This is a genomic window from Vibrio sp. RE88, assembly GCF_013113835.1.
In the GTDB taxonomy this organism is placed as follows: domain Bacteria; phylum Pseudomonadota; class Gammaproteobacteria; order Enterobacterales; family Vibrionaceae; genus Vibrio.
Genome location: NZ_VTYQ01000001.1, coordinates 463,252 through 487,371, shown reverse-complemented (window position 1 = coordinate 487,371; position 24,120 = coordinate 463,252). Strand labels below are relative to the sequence as shown.

Below are 24,120 nucleotides of genomic sequence, written 5' to 3'. Positions count from 1 at the left end.
GTCGAGCACTCTGTTTAATTATGGACAATTATTTCCATAATGATTGGAAGTTTTCGCTATTTTTCCCCTTCTTTAATGTCGTTAATCTACGCCCATCGACATTGTTCATATCGAAGTCTTCGAGTTTTTGAGCTTGTTCGTTTACTTGAAATAAGGGTTCAACATCGTCCGAGCGGTTCGTGAGACCTAATGCAATTATTTAAATTCAACTAGGAGCCAACATGACTCACCCAATCATCAAAGATCTAAACACTCGTTACACAGCAAAAAAATACGACGCAAGTAAGCGCATCTCTGCTGAAGATATGGAAGTCATCAAAGAAGCGATTCGTTTATCTGCTTCTTCTATCAACTCACAACCTTGGAAGTTCATCGTTCTTGAAAGTGACGAAGCAAAACAACGTTTCCACAACACGTTTGCCAACATGCACCAGTTCAACCAGCCGCATGCCAAAGAAGCGTCTCATACGATTTTGTTTGCTCACAACCCTCGCTTTACCAAAGACAACTACAAAAAAGTGGTCGATGCAGAAGTGACCTCAGGCCACCTGCCAGCAGAGCGATACAACGACATGCTAAATGGTGCGTTCGGCTTTGCGGAACTCAACACAGATGAGACAGGTTTCAACGGTAACTGGACAAAAGCCCAGACTTACATCGCACTAGGTAACACGCTACACACGTTGGCGCGCATGGGCATCGCTTCAACTCCAATGGAAGGGGTAGACCCAGAGCTGATCGGTGAAGAATTCCAAGAAGAACTGGAAGGCTTTGTGTGTGACTTTGCGCTAGCACTGGGTTATCACAAAGACGGTGAGGATTATAACCACGGCCTACCAAAAGCGCGTCTGCCTCTAGAAGATGTCATCACGACACTGTAAAGCATCAGAAATTGACGAAAAGGTAAGCACATGAACAAGTTAACGATTATCGCGAATATCATTGCCAAAGAAGGCCAGGTTGAGTTGGTTAAAGCTGAACTGATCAAGTTGATCGACAAAACACGCGCTGAAGATGGCTGCATCAACTACGATCTGCATCAAGACAACGACAACCCAGCGCATTTCGTTTTCCATGAAAACTGGGCTTCAGAAGCCGCGCTGGATAAGCATCTCGCCAGCACGCATATCGCTGACTACGTCGCAGCTGTTGACGGCGCGGTAGAGACATTCACGATCAACCGCATGACGCATATTGCCTAAGCACGTAGTTATCGGGATACAAAAAAGCCGCATTAAGCGGCTTTTGGTTGAAATGCGAGAAAGTTAAGTTCATAAAGATGTACTAATCGTTCTGACGCACTTTTGGAAAAAGTTAGTTAGAAGATCTGCTAATTTAGCAATTAACTGATTATCTAATGTATTACAAATACCTACAACCTAGTGATCAAATTCACCCAACCACAACTCAGCAATGGTGCCGACATGGATAATCACGACTTCCAAAGACACTGTAGTAATCAGGTAGTGGTCTTAAATTTGGAACATAGTTCCAGTCCCCCAATAATCGACTGATACGAGGTTATTAGCTTCCACTTTTACTCGGTAGACGCCACTCTTTGATAATGCATAGCGTTCTCTAAGAGAACCTATGATATCAGCTTCACTACTTAGGATTTTTGTTACACCATCATCTTCGTTGTACAACCTGACAAGCTCCCCTATAGAGACAGTGGCATCTGACACCCAATTTACTGGGAGGTTAGCGGTAGTTCCTTGCCAAACTGTATCATCGTCTGGTTTGAATTCCCCTATAAATGACTTCCATAGATTAGCTGTGTTTTCATTTAGTAATGCAATCGTTGATATATACTGATTAAGAACATCTGAGGACAGCCACGCTTTAAACTCTTGACTACTTGAAAAGGACGCTCCAGTATCACTAACCGCCCTAATTGCCTCTAATCGAGAGCTAAATCCAGCTTGCATCAACATCGCAGCACTTCGATTCAAACTGCCATTTTCCACAGAGGGCACTAAAAGCCCGATTTCAAAACTATCGATAGTCAATCCATCTGAAATTACATCGTTATTAGCTTCTGCACGAACCCTAATAGCTTCAAGCCCCCAAGGTAGGCGATAAACTAATCCATCTTCTACAAACTTAAGCGTATCATCCAAGGAACTAAAATTCTGTTCCCTTAACGACTCCCCCTTTAACCATGCATTAACTATTTGACGCCAATCTTCTGGTAATATACTAGGAATAAAAGGATCTATTTCAAACAATAGCTCACACAATGAAATTATTGACTCAATAGCTTCCTCAACTTCCTCAGAGAGTATTTGAGTATTTGCATTTATTAGCAAGCTATTTGCCTCAGGGGCAATTTCATCAAGCTTTTGTCCCGTGGTTAATCCTACCCCAGCAAGAAAGTACCCTTTTCTCTGCTCAGCAGAGGATACAGCCCAAATATGCTTACCTCTTTGAGCCAAGAAGTCTTTGAATAATCTCTGTATCTCATCATGTTGTCTCTCAAGTCGTCTTTGTAGTAACGAAGAGTTAAGTAAATCATCGAGAGCGTTCGGCACTTCCTCAGTTGGTATTTCTTCTTCTCCCAACATGCTCAAAAGAGCAGTATCTAAAAAGACTAAGTGTTTACTCCAAGCCTCATTACTCTCATCACGTTGTTGTTCTGATTCACTTGCTAAAACAGGAAAACTCCAAACATTACTATTGTTCAATATATACTCACTCACTTGTGCAACAGACTGAGTTTGCAAACTACTAGCAATTCTTGATATGAAAGAGGCAATAAGTCTAAATAATCCACTTTCCATATTACGGGCAGTAGTATCATTTGCTAGATTTCTCCACTCTCGTTTTCGCCAATCATGTCGCTCAAAAATGGGATGCAGTACTAGTCCATGCGTATCAACAAATGCTCGGCCAGCTCTCCCAACAACATTTTTAAACTCCGAAGCATCAATTAGTTTTCCATTTCTATACAGTGAATGTACGATTACCGCTGTTGCAGCTAAGTTTAATCCTTGCGCAAGAGTTGGAGAGGATACCGTGATCTTGAGAACACCTTCGCGAAGAAGTTTTTCCATTTCTTTTCTGAAAGGAGTAGGGAGCGCTCCATGATGTACAGCAACACCAATTTTCAGGCACTCCAATATCGCATGGTTATCACCTAACCATTCTCCACCTAAAATGAGGGCGAGCTCTATTTTCGAATATGGTACGTCCAATACTGAGCGTAAGGCTCCTCGCCGATTTAAATCAACAATAGCTGCTGCAAATGCATCCACAGATGACCTTTGAGGACAATAGATTAATACTGTATGGTTATCTTCAGTTAACTTCCAAGCTGAAGCCAAAGTTAACTCTTGTGCGTTCTTTGGAAAGCTAATTTTACGATAACCTGGATTTGGGTATGGTGGGACAATAGGCATTATAAAGTTTGGAATAAAGGGCTGCTCATCTCCAATTGAAAAGTTAATACGAGCCGAAGCACCTCCCCATACTATTTCACCGAAGCGTAAATCTGTAGGCCGCCAGTTAGACTGTATCGCGTCACCACCTTTATCTTGTCGAAGCCAACCAACAAAATCTTCAAATTGATCACCGCTAGGTAAAATCGCAGATAGACAAACAATTCTTCGCTCGTCAGCATCTTGGCGCTTAAGTAACCGCTGTATTTGAACTTCATAATTGATTTCACGTTCATTTAAACCAATCATGTGCCCTTCATCCAGTATAACAAGGCCAACATCATCAATAAGAGTAGGATCATTCCTTAATGCAAAGTCCAATTTTTCAGGAGTACCAACGATAATGTCTTGTGTTCTCATGACATCTTGTTCGAAATCACTAGTACCAATACTTCCATATAATGATGAAACTTTTTTTCCTAAAGGTGAAAATGTCTTTCTGAGAGATGATTCAGTTTGCGCGGAGAGCGCTCTAAGAGGCGTTATAAATAAAACCCTTTTACCAATTGCTAAACATCTCAGAATGGAAAGCTCTGCAACCCTTGTCTTTCCTGAACTGGTTGGTAAAGAAACAACCAGATCATCGCTATGATTTACAGCACGCTTTGCACCTTCAACCTGCGAAGGCCATAAATCAACTTCTGCTTTATTACGTTTATAGAGCGATGCAATAAATAGCCAGCGTAATAGATTCCAATCAGTATCATGCCCATCATCTTGCGCTCCTGGAATTATTTCATGAAAACTTGATTCCCAAAGATCTCTTAAGAGGTGCTTTGTTAGTCTTAACACCCACCACTGTGGTAACAAGTTTAACTCTCCACACACAGTTAAGTTTGTGTCGATTCGATTAATTGCACTATCAACGAAGCCTTGATTCCCCGTTTCTAATGCAAATAAAAATTCAAATATGGACGAGAAATAATTATCTTCAATTGCTGCCTGAATGATAGGTAACTCAATAGAAGAAATACCATATTCCTCTAGTTCATCATCCGTATTTACTAGTTGGCTTAATCTATCAACTTCTACATCTAAACGCTCCGCAAGCGTCTCATCTGAACCTTCGCTAGAAGCTTTCCATTGCAGTATCATGGTTTCAATTTGATCAAACTGCCTTAACATAAGCAAAGAGAGCAACGTCTCGATACTACTAAGATTCTGTTGTTCTAAATTACAATTTACTAATGAGAATGCTTTTGCCGAATATCTGCCTAAGTGAAAAGCAGATGAGGCCAATACCCGATGAAAACCTTTTTCAGGATCATTAGGTGTTCCGTTATGAATTACATCACTAATAGCTGTTCCTGACTTTTCAAAAGCCATGCGGCACAGAAGCTCATCTCCACCTAGCTCTCTTAAACGAATTGCAAGTGAAAGCAAAGAATAACCATAAGATAAAAGATCATGAGACAATTTTTCGGAAAAGCTTGGAGATCCATCTGACAACTCACCATCTTTCCATATCATTGAGCGCGCTAAACCACGCTCTAGAAGTCGGCCTCTGAAGCCCGGGCTCACCGCTTCACTAATGAGACGTTCTACTTCTTCAATTGTCGAGGCCACCGATCACTCCTTGATATACACCTTCAATTAACTCCTGATGATTAGCAACTCTAAAACCAACTGAAGTTTGTTGAATGTCACCGTTATAGTTAGCAAACGCTTCTCTTTGTAAAGTTCCTGGGTTAGATGCAGTAAAAGTAAACAGGAGGTGTGAGACTTGATTTGTTCTAATACCATCTACCAGCTGTACTTTTTCTATTAAATCTGCAAGAGGTTGGTTGCCAGTTTCTCTTAAACGTTCTGCTACAAACTCCAAAGCATGAGGGGCAGGTAGCCCCTCATCTAGATCTAATTCAGCACGGGCTTCATGTAATACTTTTCTACTCAAAGCTTTATTTGCTTTAGCCTCTGCCTTGAGAAACCTTATAGTCTGGGCTTGTTGGTCAACAATTATGCCTATTACATCGTCACCACGCATAGCCATGTTTCTATGGTCACGCCAACGTAGCTTCCGAATCGGAACGGTATAATTTGTCGACTCTTCAATATAATCGGTAGCTAGCACCTCACCCAAGTCGCCAGAGCGGATTTTTTTTACTTGAGGAATCTTAGTCAGCAGCTTTTGAGCCGCTGCGACTTTGCCTAAACGAGCTAAGGTTCCAGCAATAGATTGAGGATCTACATAATAATCTGGCAAGATACGAATAAGAGCTTCTCTAAGCGCTACAAACTCACACTGTTTCAAACATAAGTTCAGAAATTCGTGTTGCTCTCTATAGTGCTCAATAACCTCTGACTTATTCTCAACGGAAATCATCTTTCAAACCTACTCCATCGTTTAACTTACACAGTACTAGCTAGCTCATGTAGGGGACATAGTAGACAATCGCCATCGATTATAAAAGAGATCGTACTGCTGCCAATTACACTAAGCAATGGCGAAAAGCTATTAGCTTCTAAATCAGTCACTGGCTTCACCCGAGAAGAAGAAATCGACTTCGGCACCATTAACGATATTCCATTCCTACTGGAAGTAGTCACTGGCACGAAGTGCAGCACGCTTTAGCAAGGTTCAACCTTGGCAAGAGTTTGTTATTGTCGACGAACGTGTCATTACGGGCCAAAACCCAACCAGTGCACATGGCGTAGGCCAAAAGCTGGTGGAAATTTTAGCTTAATAGATTTGGCATCAAGGCATAAATTCCACAGCCTGCCTTGGTGCCAGCTCTTCTATGCGTTTCTCTCGTCGTAAGCTTTGCGTGCACGTTCAATATCCTGCCTATGGTCATCAGCCCAAGAGACCAGTTGATAAAGAGGCTTAACTAGCTCTCGCCCCATCTCTGTTAAGCAGTATTCGACTTTTACCGGCACTTCAGGGTAGACCGTTCTATTTACATAGCCTTCTCGCTCTAAATCTCTCAATGTTTGGGTCAGCATCCGTTGAGATATACCTTCAATCCTTGATTTTAACGAGTTGAACCTATCTTCCCCATCCACCAATGCAAACAGAATCAAGAGCGACCACTTGTCACCGATTTGCGAAACCACATTGCGCACCGCGCAATCTTCATTGTTATGAAAAACTCGTCTTTCAGCCTTAGCTTGTTGAGCCATTTTTTGCCCCCTATCAAAACTCTAAGCGCCGCGTAGGTTACCAAAATGTGCCTAGCGAACGTGTAAGTGCCTTCTTGTTATGTAGGTTACTAATAATTACTATTATGATCAATGTATACCTAAACGACAATGAGTACCTCGGAGAGAGCCATGCTAAAACTAATCACATCCGCCATACTTTTGCTAATAAGTACAACGAGTTATGCACAATCATCAGACAACATAACGATTAACCTACAAGAATTGCAGAAACCAAACTGGACTGAACAAGAACTGGCCAACGCCGAATTAATTACCGATTTTGTGCAAAACTTAATGAATGACCATAACTTTGATTATGTTCTGGAACACTACAACGACAGCGCCTATACACAACACAACCGTAACTTGCCTGACAAGGTGACGGGCTTGGTTGGCTTCCTGAAAGAGTTCGTAGAGGATTACCCTGATTACACCTACGACGTAAAACACATCTATGTGGATGGTGACTACGTGATTTTCCATTCACATGCCACGTTGGCCAAAGAAGACCGAGGGAACGATGAGAAAGGCATGAATATCATCGATACGTGGCGAATCGAAGACGGCAGAATCGTTGAGCACTGGGATTCAATTCAAGCGCTAGACTTTTCGATGAGACTTTATTCTCTGCTAAGTGGCGGTGATATCGAAAACGCTAATGGCGTGTTCTAAATCCCCCAGCACACCTGAGCATATACAAAGGGCGATCATCGCCCTTTGCCATTTCTGAGATGTCCCCCACCTGCTGAAGATACGCTTTCATCTACGTCTATCACCCGCCCAAAGATGCCTATCCAATTCGTTGCTTCGCTCAGCTATTAGGCTGCACGGCCTTCAAAGTAATAAAAATGTGACGACTAGCTTGAGTTTTAACTCTACTTACTAAAGTTATTGAAAATTGTGCAGACAAACTACTAGATATTAATGTTGTTGCTTACTTGTTGCAGGGCATCAACAAGCATTATTAAGCAGATTTGCATAGAGACGTTCAGAATGAAGAAAATAATCCTAATCGCGGTTTGTATCATGTTTGGCATTGCGGTGGCCGCCAGCATGATCTCAACCTACCTCATATCGAGCCAAAAAATCGATGAGATCATACTCCATAAATCACAAGTCCAAGCCGAATTCCTGGCGGGCAATGCAGGCTACATTCTTGAAAATTCACAACAACCCCTTAAAGACCTGCAAGCTTTAGTCGGCAAACTGAAACAACGCTCTGATGTTAGCTATGCGATTGTGATCGACAGCAATGTCACCGCTATTGCTCACAGTGACAAACAGAAGCTCAATAAAACTTATGAAGACAGCTATACCGTAGATGGAGCAACGAGAGGCGTGCAGCAATACTCAAAATGGTATGCGGATGTACAGCAAGTCTGGGTGTACGACATTATGGCGCCAATCTATGTCGACGGTAAGCTATACGGCACCTTTGACATCGGTATTCCTATTACCGAAGTCAGTCAGGCGACAAATGGTATTGTGGCGTATCAGTTGACATCTATGGTGGTGATCTTTGTGATTTGTGTGGCGCTGCTCTTCCTTCTGCTGGGCAAGTTGATGCAACCTCTTTCGGTACTGAAAAATGCTCTGCATGATATCTCTCAAGGGAACGGTGACTTGACGGTTCGCCTACCTATTAAAGGGAATGACGAAGTCGCTCAGATTTCTTCTGCATTCAACGTCTTTGTCAGCAAAGTCCATGAGATCATTTCTCAAGTGGTCAGTACTGGTGCAGAACTTAACAACTCAGCGACCGCTCTTCGGCAACAATCTCAACAAGCACTTGCCAGAGGACAAGAGCAAAACGAACAAACCATGCTGGTTGTGACATCAATGAACGAGATGATCGCGACGGTCAATGAAATCGCATCCAATGCCGCTGGCGCCGCAAATGCCGCAAGCACAGCAACAAATGAGGCCCAAGAGGGCCACAAAACCATCGAGAGCACGACCACAGCGATTACTAACTTAGAAACCGAGATGAACAGCACGTCGAATATCATCGTCAGCTTGGCCGATAATACTCAGTCGATTGGTTCTATTCTCGATGTGATTAGAGGGATTTCTGAGCAAACCAACTTATTGGCTTTGAACGCTGCTATCGAAGCTGCTCGCGCCGGTGAAGCTGGTCGAGGGTTTGCTGTTGTTGCTGATGAAGTACGTAACCTGGCAACCAAAACCGCTCAGTCGACCGATGAAATTGATGCGATGATTAATCGACTGCAAACCGAAGCTCAAAGTGCAGTGAGCTCAATGAACAACAGCAAAACCTTGATTGATCAGGGCACGTCACAGACTCAATTGGCACGACAATCACTGGAAGAAATTACCACCCAAGTCATGACCATTTTGGATATCAATACGCAAGTGGCAACCGCTACAGAGCAACAATCTACCGTGGCCAATGAGATCAACATGAACATGGACACAGTGAGCAACTCAGTGAAGCATGGCCTCAGTGCCAGCGAGCAGTTGGAGCAATCCAGTCAGCAACTGGCAGAGCTGTCACAGGTGCTCGACAGCCATGTGGGTTCATTCAAAATCTAATCGGCCTTATACCGTCGACTAGATACGATCAAAGAAGCCAGTAACCACAGTTACTGGCTTCTTTATTTGCTTGCCGTAAAGCGGCTTAACCGAAGTCCAACGTCATCAGTAATCTTGGCTGTTCAGACACATTCGAAGGCGAGCGGTGTACTAGGCCTGTTGCTTCATTGCCTTCCCATCGTCCACCCTTGAGCAATGCAACATCGCCGCAAACAAGCTGCTGAATGTCCGACTCCTGACGATATAAGCCAGACACTGAATCCGGCTGCCCGTTGGCGCCACGTCCTAATTTTGTGCGATCGAGTACGTGGTTGGGTAACCATTGAGTCGCAACACCATGGTATGTGCTCACTAAGCGACAAGGCACTTGGTCAACATGAAAACGTGGGCACATTGCGCCACTCAGTGTCGCTAAACGCAAGCCTGCCTGCTCTATGTCGAACAGATAACAAAACATATCAACCAACTCTGCCATGTTCTCTAACAGCTTTTTAGGCGCGGTGCCATCTGTCGCGTAATCTAGCGCTTCATAAGCTGATTCTGGCGATAGAGTCAGAGATTTGCTGAGATTCGGATTTGCAGCAACAAATTGGCTTACATCATCAACAAATGCCGGGTCAAAGTGACGTCGCCAAATCGCAATGTTGACCTCGTCCTGATAGATGTCCCCCAACACAGTCGGTTGCTCCCCTAAACTGAAACTGGGCACCTCAATTGACGTATCTTGGGTACTGATGACCATCGGTTCAGCGACAACTGCATTCATTGCATGACCTCCTATGCGGCAAACGTATCGTATTCCTTTTACAACCTTGCCTGTTATCGATTGATAGCAGCAAGGTCAATTATCGAAACGTTATAACATAACAAATAGAAAAACAAAAACAGCTTGCGGCCCAAGATGTACCGAGATGAATGTATAAGCTTAATAAACATTTAAATTAAGGTGGCAGGCGCCGAGTACAACTCATTGAGTTTGAAAGGCATTAGCGTGAAAGCCAATCACTCGCCGTCAAAAAGAGAGATAGGTAAGCCCGCCAGATGAGATGCTCAACCTTCTCTCCAGAGAACGTTGAGCGAGTAAGCGCTGTAATAAATGAAACGCGCCGCGGGCTATAAGCGACTTAGTTCGATTAGCGGAACGCCATGGCACCCTTGCCCACACCTTCATACGCGATGATCTGCAAGGATTGATTGGACTCTAGGCTTGGCTTTACTTGATCAGCGATGTAGCCAGCTAACAACTCGACTGTAGTGTCGGTTGGCAGAATTTCGGTTTCACTCTTCGTGATAGCCAACTCAAATTCGCCCTGTGGCGCAGTATAGCGGAAACCATAATGGCTCTCGTCTGAGATAATTTGAGCGCGTGGGCTCAAATTCAGCTTCGTTACAGATACCTGATCTTCGACAGAACCTAAATAAATATCTTCCCAACGTTTTGCGAACGCCGCTTCTTTCTCATTATCACGTTGTCCATCCACCAATATTTCAACCGGAGAGCGGTGACCATGCGCAATGCGCTGGCAGTTACCATCGTGCTTTTTAAGGCCATGAGTGTAGTGATAAAACGCGCCAGTAATATTTTCGTGGCGAAGTGTGATTTCTAGTCCCGTCACGTTGCTTGGTAGGTTATCACGGAGGATGTGATAAACGTGCTCAGTCAGACTTTCGATAGTGATCGCTTCTGCATCAATCAAGCAGTACGCTTCGTCTGGGCATTGAAGGTGGATGCTTTTGTTGTCACGCATAACATCCAGTGTGGCATAACCGGGCTTGCTTGTGTTGTGAACGACAGCAGCGCTTTTCATCGGAACCAGTAGGCGGTGATCGACGTGCAGATCGACTAGGTGTTTAATCTGTTTCTTTACCTTGCCAAAGTCTAACACCATGCTCATTTCATTGAGCTCACCCGACAAGGTCGCATCTAAAATCCAACTATCTCCCACGATGCCTCTGTGTTCACAAATGAATGAAGAATCGATAACGGTAAGATCTCTTACAAATAGGTTCAAGTTGAACTCCTTACTACTTTAATGAGATACGGGAGGCTGATTAACATTTCAGCAGGCACTTCGTCTCATTATTTGTGGTTGAATGAATTGGAGTGGCAGGATGTTACAACGGCTTTGCGAAGTCCACCTTTTTTGAATCTCTTTCACAAGAAAAGTGCAATATCTATGCAATACTCGCTAAAAGTCATGTAATTCTCTAAGCAGCCACACCTTAAGCGGGGTTAGACTCTACATTTTAGGCTATCAGAGGAAAACCCGCTTTATTCCTTCTCTGCACCTATTTCAGCCTCTAATGCTGTTCATGCCAGCCAATAACAAACAAGCCTGAACGCTTGTCCGCTCAGGCTTGTTTGGTGTATCTATGTTCTTCGGCTTGAATCTACCGATGCGATATCTACTTGTTGGTATGGAATATCTGCTCGGTTTCAAGAGAAGTCATTGCTCGGATTTGACGCCATAGGTAATAGAAAATACCGAACATCATCAACATGCTTGGAATCGCAATGGCTGGGTAGCTGTACAAAGTGAGCTTGCCCAGCTCTTCGTTAAACTCAGGTGTGCCAGCAGGGCTAGTAACAATCCAAGTCGCGAGGAAATAGTTCATCGCAGAAGAAAACGCAAAGGTACTGGCGAATAGATAGTTTGATGACATCAGGCATCGCTCAAATTCTTGAGATTTACCGTTCTCTTCAAGGCGTTTGGTGATCAAAGAAAGGTTTAAAACCGTGTCGTTCAAGAGCATCTTCTGCATTAGTGGGTAGCGAGTGAAAGTAGAGCCCAACACCGCTAAGCCGATAAGACCAGGGATCAGTGCTTCTTTTAGAGCCAACCAACGCGTATCAAGCTCCAACAGACCGATACCGCCAGTCAGTAACACACTGACAAAACCAAGCGCGGAAATGAAGTTGAACTTCTTATTACGGATAAGATCCATACCGCCGTAACCAATAGGGAAAAGCAAAGCGACCACAAGAGCCATTGCCGTGCCTAGGTGCTCTTCACCACTAAACTTCATCAATATGAATGAAGGGATGAATACGTTAAAAAGGATCTCAAATAATGGATTCGACTTTTTCGCCGTCGTGTTGCTCATAATTTCCTACTAACTCTATTATGTCGGCTGCTATTTACTTTGGGGGAAGTGTTCATTGCTTAGCGCAAGATGTAAAGCGCTAAAACGTCGAGTTGTGTAACGACTTATTAAATACATAAGCAACCAATACATTGACTAAAATGATACGTAACCCCACTCGAGTCAACTCTATCACAATGCTAAGCGCAGGACTTCTCTTCATTTCGCAGCGTCAGCACTTCATAACCCGTACTGGTTACCAGAATTGTGTGTTCAGATTGGGCGGACAACTTTTTATCACGGGTCACCACAGTCCAGCCATCTTTCTTTGTTTTTACTCTCGCTGTTCCCTGATTGATCATAGGTTCAATGGTGAACACCATACCTTCTTTTAAAGTCAGCCCGTGATTGGGCACTCCGTAGTGAAGCACTTGGGGCTCTTCATGCATTTCACGACCAATGCCATGCCCACAATATTCCCTAACAATGCTATAGCCATGAGATTCAGCATAACTTTGAATCGCATGACCGATATCCCCTAGTGTGGCACCGGGCTTCACTTGTTTGATTCCCTGCCACATGGCCGTATACGTCACTTCAACAAGCTTTCTTGCTAACGGAGTAGCCTCAGGCATCACATACATCTTGCTTGAATCCGCTATGAAGCCATTCTTCTCCAAAGTGATATCCAGATTGATAATGTCTTTAGGTTTCAAAAACTGGGAAGCTTTCGGGACTCCATGACAAACCACTTCATTGATCGAAGAGTTCAACACGTATTGATAATCATACTGCCCCTTACTGGCAGGGCGGGCTTTCAACTCATTAACAATAAAGTCTTCCACCTTATTGTTAATGTCCATTGTCGATACGCCGGGTTGTACGTAGCTATCCAGCATATGGAACACCTCAGCAAGCAGACGACCAGATTCACGCATTAACTCCGCTTCCGCCGCAGTTTTGATGATGACGCTGTTACTCAACCGTTTCCCCTTCCGCTGATGCTACATTGGTTGCTGAGACTTCTGCCGACTTCATCAGGTCAGAAATAATTTGATTAAACGACAGCTGAGGATGTAGCTCTGCCAACATACCCATTTTGATCCAAAACTCTGCCTGAGAGTTAATCGAACGAGACATCACGGAGCTGGCTTTTCTGATCTCTTCATGCAGCTCATCTGAAATTTTGACAATACCCAAGATTATACGACCTATATACGAAGTGTATATTTATTGTATATATCGCGTTTAATCCGTCAAGCCAATTTCTGATCAGGTGAGCAGAGGATTTGGAGCCTTGAATAGCAAACCAAAACACTCCTACTTGGGATTAATGGTCTAACCAGATCTTGATAGCGAATCACTCACTCCTTACTGGGTTTGGTAATGCGCTATTGTTCATATTGTGTAGGAGTATTCACACATAATGACTGATTGACAGATGAGCAACAGCTGTGGTGCTCTAGGCGAGCAGACGCATCTGAAAGATACCGATTAATGTAAAGTTCTAGACGGGGTATTGAAGAATATGATTACCGATTACGCAAAATATCTAAGCTCTGAGCTTCCAAATTACTGGGGCGAGATTAAGACTTCGTGGAAATCACCAGAAAGTGGCAAATATATCTATCTAGAACTGACAAGTGGTCACCCTTTTCTTAAACACGTTGAAGACTTTGTTAACGAAAACATCTCCGCCAGAAAGGTGGTTTCACCCACGGCTGAAAACGCCCGCATGCATTATGCCTATGAGATGAAAAATAACCCTCAAAACAGCGAAATGATCGTTGCGAGGATGACGCGGAGAATGAAGGAAGGCAAAGGCGATGTTAAGCCACCAGAGTCGGCAAATATCTCGATTCGTTCTTTGAAAATCATCTATAACAAAGAGTTGTTAGCGACGTATAAATTGTTTCTCAATAACAACTACTCTCTCGGCGAAAACTCAGCTAACAAAATTGGGGCGACTAAGTTCCAGTCTAAATTTCAAAATGACACAGAATATACAGACTTCTGTGCCCCGGTGCTTAACCGAAGAAATGGGGAATTGATGCTCTTCCACGGCACCTCTCCTTATATCGGTGATTTGATTGCAGGCGGAGGGTTCAGGCCCGATCTAGGCAAGAAAAATGCGAAAACAGGTTGCTATGGGATGCTTGGTCAGGGTGCGTATTTCTCAGACAACTTTTCGAAGATCATGACCTACTCGACCTGTCCACAGTGCGGTGACTATCGCTGTTTTTGCCGAGATAATACAGGCCGAAAATTCAGTAAAACCGCATTAATCTCCAGAGTCTGCCTTGGGCACTCTAAGCTGTTTCCTCATCTTATCCATAAAGCAATTCCCTTCACGTCAGCAAGGAACGACTTTAGAAAAGTAAGCTCAGATCACGCCAAAGATCTGGGTTATGATTCGGTCATTTCCAGAGGTACCAACAACAACTTCTGGAATATTTCCAGTGGCAATAATGAGTTTATGATCACAGGTGCCAGCCAAGCTTATCCTGAGATTATCTTTGATTATGTAATTGGTGAAGATAACGTTTCGGACAACAATTACTTTATCAATCTCATTTCAGGCGCATTAGCCAAATACGATGGCGCGACCAAGTTTCGACAAAGCAGCCAATCCAAGCACGCTGTCAGAACACTGAAGAGCTTAGTAACGCGCAAAGAATCCGACAAACTGGTGACTGCGGTAAATTATTATATGTCGGTGTCGACCAAAAATAGCGTCTTAGCCAGTCAGTATGGCAACCCACTCAAACCAGGCTCGCGTTTGCACAAAATGCTCCAGACCGCGATGGTAGAAAGCGGGGCTTATCAAGACTATTAAGCAACCTATTCCTAATAGCGGGCCTGACGTTCTCAGGCCCTGATTGGTTTCCCCTACTCTTAGCAATTCTGCTTGAGATCGCTGCGTTTTCCTGTACTTTACCTGATATTCGCTTGAGCATTTTTCGAGCCCTTCGCTTTCTGCATTTTTAGGTAAACACAACATGTCGCTTTCAGATATCAAATTCGTCGCTGCCGATATGGACGGCACTCTGCTGGATGAAAACAGCCAGCTAAACCCTGAATTCTTCGAACTGTACGAGCAGCTTGAACAGAAACAGATCATTTTTGCAGCGGCATCGGGGCGTCAGTATTACAGCCTGATGGAGACTTTCTCTCCAATTAAAGATCGTATGATGTTTGTCGCTGAAAACGGCACGCTGGTCATGCATCAAGGCAAAGAGCTTTACAGCTGCACGATTGATGGCAGCGCCATTGAAGCCATCATTCAGCAAGCACGTGCGATTAGTGAAACACACATTGTACTTTGCGGTAAAAACTCAGCTTACATCGAAACGCAAGATCCTCGCGCGTTGGAAGAATTTGCCAAGTATTACCACCGCTGCGAGTACGTTGAAGATCTACTCAGCGTTGAAGAAGAGTTCATTAAAATCGCAATTTGCCACTTCGATGGTACAGAACAGCTCGTGTTCCCGACCATGAACGAACACTTTGGCGACAGTCATCAAGTGGTGGTGAGCGCTAAGATCTGGCTGGATGTGATGAATGCAGAGGCTTCCAAAGGCGCAGCCATTAAACATCTCCAACAGACGCTTGGCTTTAGTCATGAACAAACCATGAGCTTTGGCGACTACCTAAATGACTTAGAAATGCTCAAAGAGAGCTACCACTCCTACGCGATGGAGAATGCTCACGACACCATCAAGCAGACCGCTCGATTCCGCGCACCAAGTAATCGAGAGAATGGCGTCCTTCAGGTCATCAAAGAAAAGCTGCTTTAGTTCCCATAACCCTCTCGAAAGCCCGGTAACTTAGTTGCTGGGCTTTTCCCCATCCTGTTACCTAGCGTGTCATCCTACAAAACACAGACAAATTATGCCCTCAAACTCATAGCCATTGATTTGTCTCTACTATTTTATTCCCACCCTCAATGAGCCATATAATTATTAATATAACCAGACTATTTATTTCACAGCTATTAATGCGCATAAAATCACATTAAGAAAAATATACACAAAATGGGTACTTTAAACTGGTTGTACCTTTCTATATTTTAAAATTCAAATACGCGCAGTAACTATGTTATCAAATAAAAATATTGATAATTAATAAAATCGGATTTAATACATAATTCCAAAGCACTGTCGATATCGCTGTTTAAAAAATAGTAATTGCGGGATTGAAGCGATAAAGCCCCCGCCGTTCCCGTTACTTTTACCGTGTAGTTGATAACGTTGGGCTACAACACTGACTAGGATTGAACCTTATGGCACCAGTACCTCGCCTTTCCATGGCCGCCGCATTAGCGTCTCTGATTTCACTCCAAATTGGAGCCGCTTTTGCCAAAACTATATTTCCTTTAGTCGGGCCCGAAGGAGTGGCGACATTACGTATCGGCATCACCGCTTTAATTTTATTAGTTGTTTTTCGACCATGGAAACTAAATTTCAATCGCTCTAACTGGTCCAGTGTATTTGTTTACGGTGCGATGATTGGATTAATGAATATTTTAATTTATCGAGCCTTCCTTCATATTCCCGTTGGTATTGCTATTTCCATTGAAGTGCTTGGGCCTCTCGGAGCTTCACTGCTTGCCACTAAACGTAAAATTGATTTCCTATGGATATTATTTGCTCTGATTGGAGTCATGCTTTTGCCTTATGGCGAGTCAAGCGCATCGCTTAATACCACAGGGGTGATCTACGCCATTTTGGCCGCCGTTTGTTGGGGTTTGTATATCAACTCCGCAAGCAAAGTATCAAATTTAGGCTCAGGCGCAGTCACCGTCGGTATGTGCCTCGCAGCCATGCTGGTTGTCCCTATTGGCACCGTCAGTGCTGGAGCTGCGCTTTTGAAGCCTGAAGTTTTAGCTTTTGGACTGATCGTTGCCATATTGTCTAGTACCTTACCTTTCTTGCTCGACATATACGCTCTCAAACGACTCCCAAAAAGCATATTTGGCTTACTAATGAGCGCATCTCCGGCCGTAAGTGCGATTGCTGGCTGGATAATACTCGGAGAAAAGCTCAGTTCAAAACAATGGCTGGGCATTGTGGCGATCAGCATTGCTTGCTTGGGCGCAACCATGCCAACGAAACAAACAGCTGATTTACAAGAAAATAGAGCTGTGTAAGCCCCAATACGCAATCAAAAAACCCGGCGTTGCCGGGTCTTGTTTACACTGTCTCATTTCAGGTTTTATCTTTTTCCGACAGGTCTGCGAGTTGCTGTGTGATTTCTTCTTGCCTCTTAGAACAGCGTTCTACTGCCTCTGCGGTGACCTTAAGGGCTTTAGCCATCTGAGACACATTAGTTGTTGCACTGAATACCGTACTTTGAAGTGGTCTTAGCAATAGCCAGTACACGGCGCCGATAACAGCGATCAAAATGACACCAACCAAAGCGACAATCAGCACAATCTTAAACTGCAAATCATCGAAAAATCGCTGACTTTTTTCACTGACAACTTGTTGAGAGTGCTGAATAGCAGCAGGGAAACTAGCAACTGATTCTCTAGAGATAGAGACCAGTTGGTTGAGGTTAGAAATCGTCTCACTCAGTGTCTGCTTTTGTTGTTCGGTCAGGTTATCACTGTGCGCAATACCATCGAGAGCACCAGCAATGTTATCCAACGAAACACGAGTTTGATCGATGGACTTCTCTATCCCTTCCAGCTCCAGTGTCACGTTGACATCAATAAATGCACTGTCACTTTCAGATTGTTGCTGTCCAAAAGCATTCAGCGAGATTAATGCAAGCCCCAGCGTCATCCAGATTTTCATCGATTATTTCTCATTATGTTCATATCTCTTCCCCATAATTTAGCTGTGATTTCAGCGCGTTACTGAGACAGATGATAAAAACGAGAGTTAGCCCCTGAAACGAACGGCAAAAATCAGCGCGATGCCTCCCAAAATCAGCAATGACGACATGACTGCATTTAGAGTAAGCGCTTCCCCAAGTAGTAAACTACCCGCAATAAATGCAATCACAGGTACTGCCAACTGAGAAACGGAAGCTTGAAAAACAGAAAGGTGCTTTAAAACCTGATACCAAAGAATGTAACCGAATCCTGATGCGAACACCCCGGACAACAGCGCCCACATGGCTCCCTGCGCAGTGACCGACTCCAGTGAGAATAGAACAGGGCTGAGCACTAACGCCATCAGACTCGCCACTAAAAAACCATTGGTTATCGACTGAGCAGCATTGGCAGTATTGCGACCTAGCAAGGTGAACCCCGCCCAGCAGACGCCTGAGACCAACATTAAAGTAGCGGAACCCAAATCGGGCGTCTCGGCAGACGGCAACATAAGCACAATAAACCCTGTCAGAGAGATAACAATACCAATACTTTCACCGATTTTAAGGCGATTACCTGTCATTAAATGGAAAGCAATCAAAGCCATCTGAACCATTCCAAATAGAATTAACGCGCCTGTCCCTGTAGTGAGCTGGGTGTAGGCGAATGAAAAGCTTACGGCATAACCAAGCAGCGCTCCCCCAGCCCACCAACTGGCTTTGTCTCTGACAAAGTGGTAATTCATCTGCCCTCTGAACGCTAAGATAAGCCATAACGTCACCGCCCCAGACACCAAACGAAGCCAAGTAAATGAGCCTGGATCAATGGCGTGATTTGCGAGAGCGAATCGACAGAAAAATGAGTTAGCCGCAAATGCAGTAAGCGCCGCGACAAGAAGAATAGATTTATGCATGATTTTCCCTTTCAACCATAAGATTGTATGGCGAAAACTCACCAACGGGATAGCTCGGTTGCTTCTGGTTAATGTGAAAAGGCTATATCAGGAGTCAGCAGAACATAAAAAGCCAGTCAGAACTCTGACTGGCCATGGACACGTATTTACCAAATGCGCAAGACAGAATCGGTCATTAGAGATTCATGACAACACCGAAGCGTACTGCGTAATCCTGTTCTCGATTACCGTTGCTATCTACATAGGTTTCATCCACCGAGACCAGCTCCATATATGGTGTCCAAGTCTCATCTACCTTGTAATTGACCATCACGGTGTGTTCCCAGTAATCGTCTCGTCCTGTCCCTTGATCCACACCATCTTGGAAACGGTAGCGTGGGTTATACATCAGCCCCCAATCACCAAAGCTCTTTGATACCCACAAGTCAAACTGGTTAGACGCACCTCGGGTGGTGCCGCTTCCATCTAAGTATTGCTTACCGTTTTCATCATTTGACCAGTTGTAGCGGTAGCGACCTGTCATTGAAATACCGTTATCAAACGTTGTGCCTAGCTTTAAATACGGTCGGTATTCTGTCCAGTCTGGCGCCGTGACCATCACTAAGCCTGGAGACCAGTACCAATCTTCATTGATGTTGAACTTGTATGTGGCTTCAAACTCCTGAGCAGCCGCCTGCAGTCCATTTTTGCCATCATCGTTGGAGTCATTACCACCAAAATAGCTATCGTTATGCAGTTGAGCGGCTTCTGCACTGAAGTAGAAGCCATTGTCGAAAGTGTGCATAAACTTAACGCGGCTGTCTCGATTTTCAGAAGTTGTATTGTAGCCAAAACGAACGTCCAGTTTGGTGTCACCAGCCATAGCAGGTACGGAGGCAGTAGTTATCAACGCCGCGCAAAGTAAAGTTTGGGTTTTCATACTTAGACCTATAAAAGTAATAAATAAAATGTGCTGTCAGCGCAGCCAAATATAGAAATTCGAATGAAACAGGTAAAAGGTATGGTGATACATTCGCTGTATCAAGGTTCATCTGATTGGTCGGTCACATCAATTGTTAACGCGTTATGTCTGGCATATAGCAGTTGTAACTTTCTGATAACTCCCTTTATAGAACACTTAAGGGTGGCAAATACAAAAAAGCCGCGATGATTATCGCGGCTTAGAATCTATGGATGAGTTTAATGGGACTGTTCTCTGCTTACCTGTGCAGAATGAATTTCTTGATACGCTTTCGCTTCTTCCCGCCCCATGTATTTGCCTAGCGTTCTGACTGGTACCGACGTCAGGTCGACAACAATCAAGCCGTCCAGTGCAAAGTTAAAGGCAGGGTCGACATTAAAGCAAACCAGCTTACCGTTCATTCCTAGGTATTGTCTCAACAGAACCGGTAACCCCATACCTTGCTCAAGGCGACTCAACACTTTGGAGAGCAGCGGTAAATCAGCCAACGAACTCAGCATGTCCGGACGCCAGAATTCCTGACCACTCTTCTCCAATGGTGTGGTTGGCGACACGAGCTTTGCCTTCTCTTCATCGTAATAATGGACAGACATTACCGATGCTATCAGCTGTCTCGCAACTGGGCTGTAATCATTGCTGATACTGACCGGGCCAAATAAGTGCGTGTATTTCGGATGGCGTTCAACAAACTTGGCGATGCCTTTCCATAACAGGAGTAAGGAATGCATGTTACGTTGGTATTGTTTCGACACCACGGAGCGGCCAAGCTCAATCGACTGGCCCAAGGTATCAACAAACGCTTCGTCATAGTTGAACAGGCTGGTGGAATATAGCTGCTCTATTCCGCCTTTAGCGATCAGTTCATCCACAAGACCTAAGCGGTAAGCACCCACTAAGTCTTGGTTCGCTCGGTTCCAGACAAACAACTGATGGTAGTGTGGGTCGAATCTGTCGATATCGCACGATAAACCGCTGCCTTCACCGACTTCACGGAAGCTCTCTTCACGCACACGGCCAATCTCCTCCATCATATGCGGAATCACATCCGTTGGAGCGCAGTAAACATCAAAGTCACCTTGTTCGAGGAGCTTGTATTGTCCAATCTGCGACAACTCATTCTCCAATGTGGCAACACCAACAGGAGCAATAATGGGCTCGGCATCATCCGCCTGCAGTGCAGACGTCTGTGGCTTTCCCATGCTGCCCATTAAATACGTGTTAAGGCGGAAGTACTGGATAATGTCTTCTTCATCCTCAAAACCTTTGATTTCTGAGAATGGGATGGCATTACCGATGGAGACGGATATCGTCTGCCCTGATTTGTTCAGCAGTTCACGTCCAAGAAGCGCCGTTCTCAGCAAAGGGTGGATTCGTCCCGCTTGATAGAACAGCTTGCTGTTCATGCCATTGATAAAAACTGGCACCGTTGTCGCTTCAGCATGCTTCACAAACTTGGCGACGGACTTACTCCATGCTTTATCGGTGATTTTATTTTCATTCGCCTGCCAAGCAGAGACTTCGCCCGCAGGGAAGATAATCAACACCCCACCCTCTTTGAGGTGTTGATTGGCTTCTTTGATCGCTTTTCTGTTGGTCTGTCTGGCTTGTTCTCCACCAAATACGTTCACTCCAATGAACAGATCGTCCAGTTCAGGAATACGTTTTAGCAGTTCATTCGCCAGCACTTTTACGTCCTTTCGCGCCTTAGAAATCAGAGACGCGAGAATTATCCCTTCGATACCACCAAACGGATGGTTAGCAACAATCAGCACCGAGCCTTCGGCGGGGATATTTTCCAGACTGCCATGATCGACTTCATACTGAGTGCCAATTCGGTTGAGTGCTTCTTGCATAAACTCAAAGCTGTCTTCCGGCAAGATATCTTGCTTGTAGAGTGCGTCGAGCGTTGATAAACCCGTTGCCCACTCCACCATTGACTCACCAATACCAAACGGCGTTTTTCGCGGCAATCTGAAAGGACTATCCAACATATTAAGCTCCTTTTGCTAGCAGGTTGTTGGTAAACGTTCCTTCCGTTTTCACATCACGGATGAAGAGGAATACACCGCACGACCAAACAATACATGCCATACCAAATAGCAGACCACCGTCGTCACCAACAATCTCACCCATAGCGTTGAACTCAGGCATTACAATGCCTAGAGGGGTGAACAGGTGGAAGAAAATCGCACCTGTCATGATGCCTGCACTCATTGCCGCACCAACACCGTGTAAGCGAGTAAACAGCAGGATTGAGGCAATCAGCTCGGAAAAACCAATTAAGTAACCACCGTAAACACCAAACCATTCAATCCCTGACCATTCCCCTAGCGTGCCAAAGATATGGTCCGTCTCATAAGAGCCAGAGAACTTAAAGAACAACGATTGAATAAAGACAAAGGCAATAAACGCTGAAGGAATATGCTTAATCGGAGAAAATTTCATAGAGGGAAGTCCTTGTTAGTTAACTAAAGTTGGCCAATTGATGTCGGCTTGTTTGATGTGACCTGCGCGGTCGTCATCCCACCAGCCTTTCACTTCTGCGTCGTAGTTCAGGTAAAGCTTACCGTCGACAATCGCCCATTGTTTTGGATCCGCTGACGCAAAATCGTTTTTAGCTGAAATCGCCCACGCGCAGTAACCACCATATTGAGGAGCGTAAGCTTCAGGGTCAGCTTTGAATTTGTCTAAGTTCTCTTGAGAAGAGAAATACCAGTCGGCGCCCTCATACTCGGTCTGCCACTTGCTATTGCCTTTGACGGGTTTACCTTCGGTAAAATAGGCCACTGTGTCATAACCACTCACAGCTTTACTGCTGAATATTCCGGTGTAAATTTTATCTGCTGACCAAGATGGGAAACTGACTAACATGATTAAAAGGGCAAATAACTTCTTCATTTGAAGACTCCTTGTTCTACAACGTCAGCCTTCAAACAACTTTGTGCCGTTCGAAAATCAACATTGCGGTGGTTGTCGATTGATTGGTAATTCATCTCTTGTTTAGTAGAAGACACGACAACTGAGGTAAAACTTACAGTGCGGGCGTCATTTCTTTCCATAAGAGGAGAAAGGTGCGGATAGCTGCCATCAAACGTCTGATGAAAACGTTGACCTATCTCATCATCTGGCGTCGTCAACACCAATTCGTTAAACAGGCTTAGGCGATATTGTCTCGCTTCTTCGTAGTGCAAAGCCGCAGAGACTATTGGAGCAAACGCGTGTGAACGCGTAAGCTGCTCTCCATCCCATGTCCACAGCACGGTTTCATTCGCCGTTCTGCGCGTATCGAAAGAAACCACAGTAAAAGGTGCAAAATGTGTGAGTTCCATTTCCAACAAGCGAGCGTCGACAGTCTGACTGGAACAACTGCTGGCGAGACGCTTAATGATCATGCCCCGGCTGGTCAGCGGACCTTTCGGTGTTTTCCCTTGGTAGAAGTTAAGTAGACAGACAGTAACACCGTGTTCATTGGCGGATATCCAACTGCCTCCACCCACAGGATCAATCGGCATCACACAGTGCACACCATCAATGACCAGACTTTGTGGTTCAAGCGCTGGTAGGCGAGAACGCTGCTCGTCGCGATTGAAATAGACTTCGTAGTGGTTATTGCCATGGTAAACCCAAGATAATGTACACATAGATTACTGCGCCCTTTGGTAAGTTGCCGTCGTTGGTGCGACGCCAAAATGGCTGTCTGATGCCACGCCTCTTAACGATGCCACGACTTTCGCCATCGCAAAGTGATGAGTAGCGTGCAACGCGGCGAAAGTAATTTCGCGGACAAAGGTCGACGTCACTTCTTCAACGTGCGTTTGAGAGAGCATCACTTCTGTTTCGACTTGTACTGGCTGGTGTAATTCATTGGCTGGTAAACCAAACAGCCACTCAATCAGCTCAGCGATCTCCTGCTTAGCGACATTAATATCTCGTTCGACGTTGTGACCACGGCGACGAACGTTGTAATCAATCTTGTCACGGTCCAAACGAATTGCATGAAACAGGTCGAGCCAGTGACGGTAATGCTCTCCAATCGAGCTGCTCACATGAGGTTGGGCGATATAGGTATAATCTTCCGGTTGTAGCGTTTCTAAAAACTCGTAACCCTGATTGAGCGTCTCAATACAGCCGACAACGGCCTGAGAAGGCTGAGATTTAGCAAGCATGGCTGAAAGCGTCGAAGTATTCTTCATAAACATTTTTCCTGCGCAGA

The 24,120-nt window shown here is 44.6% G+C and carries 23 protein-coding genes and 1 pseudogene; 8 read left to right on the top strand and 16 right to left on the bottom strand.

Features of this window, described 5'->3' with window-relative positions:
* Nucleotides 1-221 precede the first annotated feature (221 nt).
* A complete protein-coding gene (locus F0265_RS02320) occupies nucleotides 222-881 on the top strand; it encodes a nitroreductase family protein (protein WP_171747595.1) in 660 nt (219 codons plus the stop codon).
* A gap of 30 nt (nucleotides 882-911) precedes the next feature.
* Entirely contained in the window at nucleotides 912-1,202 is a 291-nt protein-coding gene (locus tag F0265_RS02315) for a putative quinol monooxygenase (protein ID WP_171747594.1), read from the top strand.
* Between the two features lie 270 nt (nucleotides 1,203-1,472).
* Here the strand turns inward: F0265_RS02315 and F0265_RS02310 are convergent, their stop codons facing one another.
* Nucleotides 1,473-5,003 (bottom strand): DEAD/DEAH box helicase, encoded by a 3,531-nt coding sequence (locus F0265_RS02310; protein WP_171747593.1) that lies wholly within the window; start codon nucleotides 5,001-5,003, stop codon nucleotides 1,473-1,475.
* Nucleotides 4,987-5,760, bottom strand: coding sequence for a Hachiman antiphage defense system protein HamA (locus F0265_RS02305; RefSeq protein ID WP_171747592.1), 774 nt, complete (start codon nucleotides 5,758-5,760; stop codon nucleotides 4,987-4,989). Before F0265_RS02305 ends, F0265_RS02310 begins: the two co-directional genes overlap by 17 nt.
* A 96-nt stretch (nucleotides 5,761-5,856) precedes the next feature.
* Here F0265_RS02305 and F0265_RS02300 point away from each other — a divergent pair.
* Nucleotides 5,857-6,121: pseudogene (locus tag F0265_RS02300) on the top strand (type 1 glutamine amidotransferase domain-containing protein); the annotation flags it as partial.
* Between the two features lie 52 nt (nucleotides 6,122-6,173).
* Here the strand turns inward: F0265_RS02300 and F0265_RS02295 are convergent.
* The gene (locus tag F0265_RS02295; RefSeq protein WP_045986453.1) at nucleotides 6,174-6,557 is read right to left on the bottom strand and encodes a helix-turn-helix domain-containing protein; all 384 of its coding nucleotides are present in this window, start codon (nucleotides 6,555-6,557) and stop codon (nucleotides 6,174-6,176) included.
* A gap of 150 nt (nucleotides 6,558-6,707) precedes the next feature.
* Between F0265_RS02295 and F0265_RS02290 the strand changes: the two genes are divergently transcribed.
* Both F0265_RS02290 and F0265_RS02285 read left to right on the top strand, forming a co-directional pair.
* A complete protein-coding gene (locus F0265_RS02290; protein WP_171747591.1) occupies nucleotides 6,708-7,250 on the top strand; it encodes a nuclear transport factor 2 family protein in 543 nt (180 codons plus the stop codon).
* Nucleotides 7,251-7,571: 321 nt separating this feature from the next.
* On the top strand, nucleotides 7,572-9,131 hold the full coding sequence (locus F0265_RS02285) for a methyl-accepting chemotaxis protein (RefSeq protein ID WP_253809280.1): 1,560 nt from the start codon (nucleotides 7,572-7,574) through the stop codon (nucleotides 9,129-9,131).
* A gap of 85 nt (nucleotides 9,132-9,216) precedes the next feature.
* Here F0265_RS02285 and F0265_RS02280 read toward each other — a convergent pair whose 3' ends face one another.
* The 5 genes from F0265_RS02280 to F0265_RS02260 form a co-directional block, all read right to left on the bottom strand.
* Nucleotides 9,217-9,897, bottom strand: a complete 681-nt coding sequence (locus F0265_RS02280; protein WP_171747590.1) for a DUF1826 domain-containing protein — start codon at nucleotides 9,895-9,897, stop codon at nucleotides 9,217-9,219.
* A 367-nt stretch (nucleotides 9,898-10,264) separates the two neighbouring features.
* Nucleotides 10,265-11,143, bottom strand: coding sequence for a 6-carboxytetrahydropterin synthase (locus F0265_RS02275; protein ID WP_171747589.1), 879 nt, complete (start codon nucleotides 11,141-11,143; stop codon nucleotides 10,265-10,267).
* Between the two features lie 394 nt (nucleotides 11,144-11,537).
* On the bottom strand, nucleotides 11,538-12,236 hold the full coding sequence (locus tag F0265_RS02270) for a VC0807 family protein (RefSeq protein ID WP_019276295.1): 699 nt from the start codon (nucleotides 12,234-12,236) through the stop codon (nucleotides 11,538-11,540).
* 179 nt (nucleotides 12,237-12,415) lie between these two features.
* Nucleotides 12,416-13,198: a type I methionyl aminopeptidase gene (gene map / locus F0265_RS02265; protein ID WP_171747588.1), complete on the bottom strand. Its 783-nt coding sequence runs from the start codon at nucleotides 13,196-13,198 to the stop codon at nucleotides 12,416-12,418.
* The gene (locus F0265_RS02260) at nucleotides 13,191-13,415 is read right to left on the bottom strand and encodes a ParD-like family protein (protein ID WP_171747587.1); all 225 of its coding nucleotides are present in this window, start codon (nucleotides 13,413-13,415) and stop codon (nucleotides 13,191-13,193) included. The genes map and F0265_RS02260 overlap by 8 nt, the downstream gene beginning before the upstream one ends.
* 328 nt (nucleotides 13,416-13,743) lie before the next feature.
* Here F0265_RS02260 and F0265_RS02255 point away from each other — a divergent pair, with 328 nt between their 5' ends.
* From F0265_RS02255 to F0265_RS02245, 3 genes are all read left to right on the top strand, one after another.
* Nucleotides 13,744-15,051 (top strand): hypothetical protein, encoded by a 1,308-nt coding sequence (locus F0265_RS02255; RefSeq protein ID WP_171747796.1) that lies wholly within the window; start codon nucleotides 13,744-13,746, stop codon nucleotides 15,049-15,051.
* Between the two features lie 163 nt (nucleotides 15,052-15,214).
* Nucleotides 15,215-16,012: a Cof-type HAD-IIB family hydrolase gene (locus F0265_RS02250; RefSeq protein WP_171747586.1), complete on the top strand. Its 798-nt coding sequence runs from the start codon at nucleotides 15,215-15,217 to the stop codon at nucleotides 16,010-16,012.
* 485 nt (nucleotides 16,013-16,497) lie between these two features.
* Nucleotides 16,498-17,364 (top strand): EamA family transporter, encoded by an 867-nt coding sequence (locus tag F0265_RS02245; protein WP_171747585.1) that lies wholly within the window; start codon nucleotides 16,498-16,500, stop codon nucleotides 17,362-17,364.
* Between the two features lie 58 nt (nucleotides 17,365-17,422).
* Here F0265_RS02245 and F0265_RS02240 read toward each other — a convergent pair whose 3' ends face one another.
* The 8 genes from F0265_RS02240 to F0265_RS02205 all read right to left on the bottom strand — a co-directional run bounded on the left by F0265_RS02240 (nucleotide 17,423) and on the right by F0265_RS02205 (nucleotide 24,100).
* The gene (locus F0265_RS02240) at nucleotides 17,423-18,013 is read right to left on the bottom strand and encodes a hypothetical protein (RefSeq protein ID WP_171747584.1); all 591 of its coding nucleotides are present in this window, start codon (nucleotides 18,011-18,013) and stop codon (nucleotides 17,423-17,425) included.
* An 87-nt stretch (nucleotides 18,014-18,100) separates the two neighbouring features.
* Nucleotides 18,101-18,946 carry a DMT family transporter gene (locus F0265_RS02235; protein WP_171747583.1) on the bottom strand — a complete coding sequence of 282 codons (846 nt, stop codon included), beginning with the start codon at nucleotides 18,944-18,946 and terminating at the stop codon, nucleotides 18,101-18,103.
* Nucleotides 18,947-19,121: 175 nt separating this feature from the next.
* Entirely contained in the window at nucleotides 19,122-19,865 is a 744-nt protein-coding gene (locus tag F0265_RS02230) for an oligogalacturonate-specific porin KdgM family protein (RefSeq protein WP_021457682.1), read from the bottom strand.
* A 260-nt stretch (nucleotides 19,866-20,125) separates the two neighbouring features.
* On the bottom strand, nucleotides 20,126-21,898 hold the full coding sequence (locus tag F0265_RS02225; RefSeq protein WP_171747582.1) for a GNAT family N-acyltransferase: 1,773 nt from the start codon (nucleotides 21,896-21,898) through the stop codon (nucleotides 20,126-20,128).
* 1 nt (nucleotide 21,899) lies between these two features.
* Nucleotides 21,900-22,352 (bottom strand): hypothetical protein, encoded by a 453-nt coding sequence (locus F0265_RS02220; protein ID WP_038160379.1) that lies wholly within the window; start codon nucleotides 22,350-22,352, stop codon nucleotides 21,900-21,902.
* Nucleotides 22,353-22,367: 15 nt separating this feature from the next.
* Nucleotides 22,368-22,805: a YHS domain-containing (seleno)protein gene (locus F0265_RS02215; RefSeq protein WP_171747581.1), complete on the bottom strand. Its 438-nt coding sequence runs from the start codon at nucleotides 22,803-22,805 to the stop codon at nucleotides 22,368-22,370.
* Nucleotides 22,802-23,548: an NRDE family protein gene (locus F0265_RS02210; protein WP_065742508.1), complete on the bottom strand. Its 747-nt coding sequence runs from the start codon at nucleotides 23,546-23,548 to the stop codon at nucleotides 22,802-22,804. The genes F0265_RS02215 and F0265_RS02210 overlap by 4 nt, the downstream gene beginning before the upstream one ends.
* 3 nt (nucleotides 23,549-23,551) lie before the next feature.
* Nucleotides 23,552-24,100 (bottom strand): hypothetical protein, encoded by a 549-nt coding sequence (locus tag F0265_RS02205; RefSeq protein WP_171747580.1) that lies wholly within the window; start codon nucleotides 24,098-24,100, stop codon nucleotides 23,552-23,554.
* Nucleotides 24,101-24,120: the final 20 nt, after the last annotated feature.

Coding starts and splice junctions, on each gene's coding strand:
- F0265_RS02295 (WP_045986453.1), bottom strand. CDS start 6,557: ATGGCTCAACAAGCTAAGGCTGAAAGACGAGTTTTTCATAACAATGAA.
- F0265_RS02290 (WP_171747591.1), top strand. CDS start 6,708: ATGCTAAAACTAATCACATCCGCCATACTTTTGCTAATAAGTACAACG.
- F0265_RS02235 (WP_171747583.1), bottom strand. CDS start 18,946: ATGCATAAATCTATTCTTCTTGTCGCGGCGCTTACTGCATTTGCGGCT.
- F0265_RS02270 (WP_019276295.1), bottom strand. CDS start 12,236: ATGAGCAACACGACGGCGAAAAAGTCGAATCCATTATTTGAGATCCTT.
- F0265_RS02205 (WP_171747580.1), bottom strand. CDS start 24,100: ATGAAGAATACTTCGACGCTTTCAGCCATGCTTGCTAAATCTCAGCCT.
- F0265_RS02245 (WP_171747585.1), top strand. CDS start 16,498: ATGGCACCAGTACCTCGCCTTTCCATGGCCGCCGCATTAGCGTCTCTG.
- F0265_RS02285 (WP_253809280.1), top strand. CDS start 7,572: ATGAAGAAAATAATCCTAATCGCGGTTTGTATCATGTTTGGCATTGCG.
- F0265_RS02315 (WP_171747594.1), top strand. CDS start 912: ATGAACAAGTTAACGATTATCGCGAATATCATTGCCAAAGAAGGCCAG.
- F0265_RS02250 (WP_171747586.1), top strand. CDS start 15,215: ATGTCGCTTTCAGATATCAAATTCGTCGCTGCCGATATGGACGGCACT.
- F0265_RS02220 (WP_038160379.1), bottom strand. CDS start 22,352: ATGAAATTTTCTCCGATTAAGCATATTCCTTCAGCGTTTATTGCCTTT.
- F0265_RS02210 (WP_065742508.1), bottom strand. CDS start 23,548: ATGTGTACATTATCTTGGGTTTACCATGGCAATAACCACTACGAAGTC.
- F0265_RS02280 (WP_171747590.1), bottom strand. CDS start 9,897: ATGAATGCAGTTGTCGCTGAACCGATGGTCATCAGTACCCAAGATACG.
- F0265_RS02215 (WP_171747581.1), bottom strand. CDS start 22,805: ATGAAGAAGTTATTTGCCCTTTTAATCATGTTAGTCAGTTTCCCATCT.
- F0265_RS02255 (WP_171747796.1), top strand. CDS start 13,744: ATGATTACCGATTACGCAAAATATCTAAGCTCTGAGCTTCCAAATTAC.
- F0265_RS02240 (WP_171747584.1), bottom strand. CDS start 18,013: ATGAAAATCTGGATGACGCTGGGGCTTGCATTAATCTCGCTGAATGCT.
- F0265_RS02305 (WP_171747592.1), bottom strand. CDS start 5,760: ATGATTTCCGTTGAGAATAAGTCAGAGGTTATTGAGCACTATAGAGAG.
- F0265_RS02320 (WP_171747595.1), top strand. CDS start 222: ATGACTCACCCAATCATCAAAGATCTAAACACTCGTTACACAGCAAAA.
- F0265_RS02225 (WP_171747582.1), bottom strand. CDS start 21,898: ATGTTGGATAGTCCTTTCAGATTGCCGCGAAAAACGCCGTTTGGTATT.
- F0265_RS02230 (WP_021457682.1), bottom strand. CDS start 19,865: ATGAAAACCCAAACTTTACTTTGCGCGGCGTTGATAACTACTGCCTCC.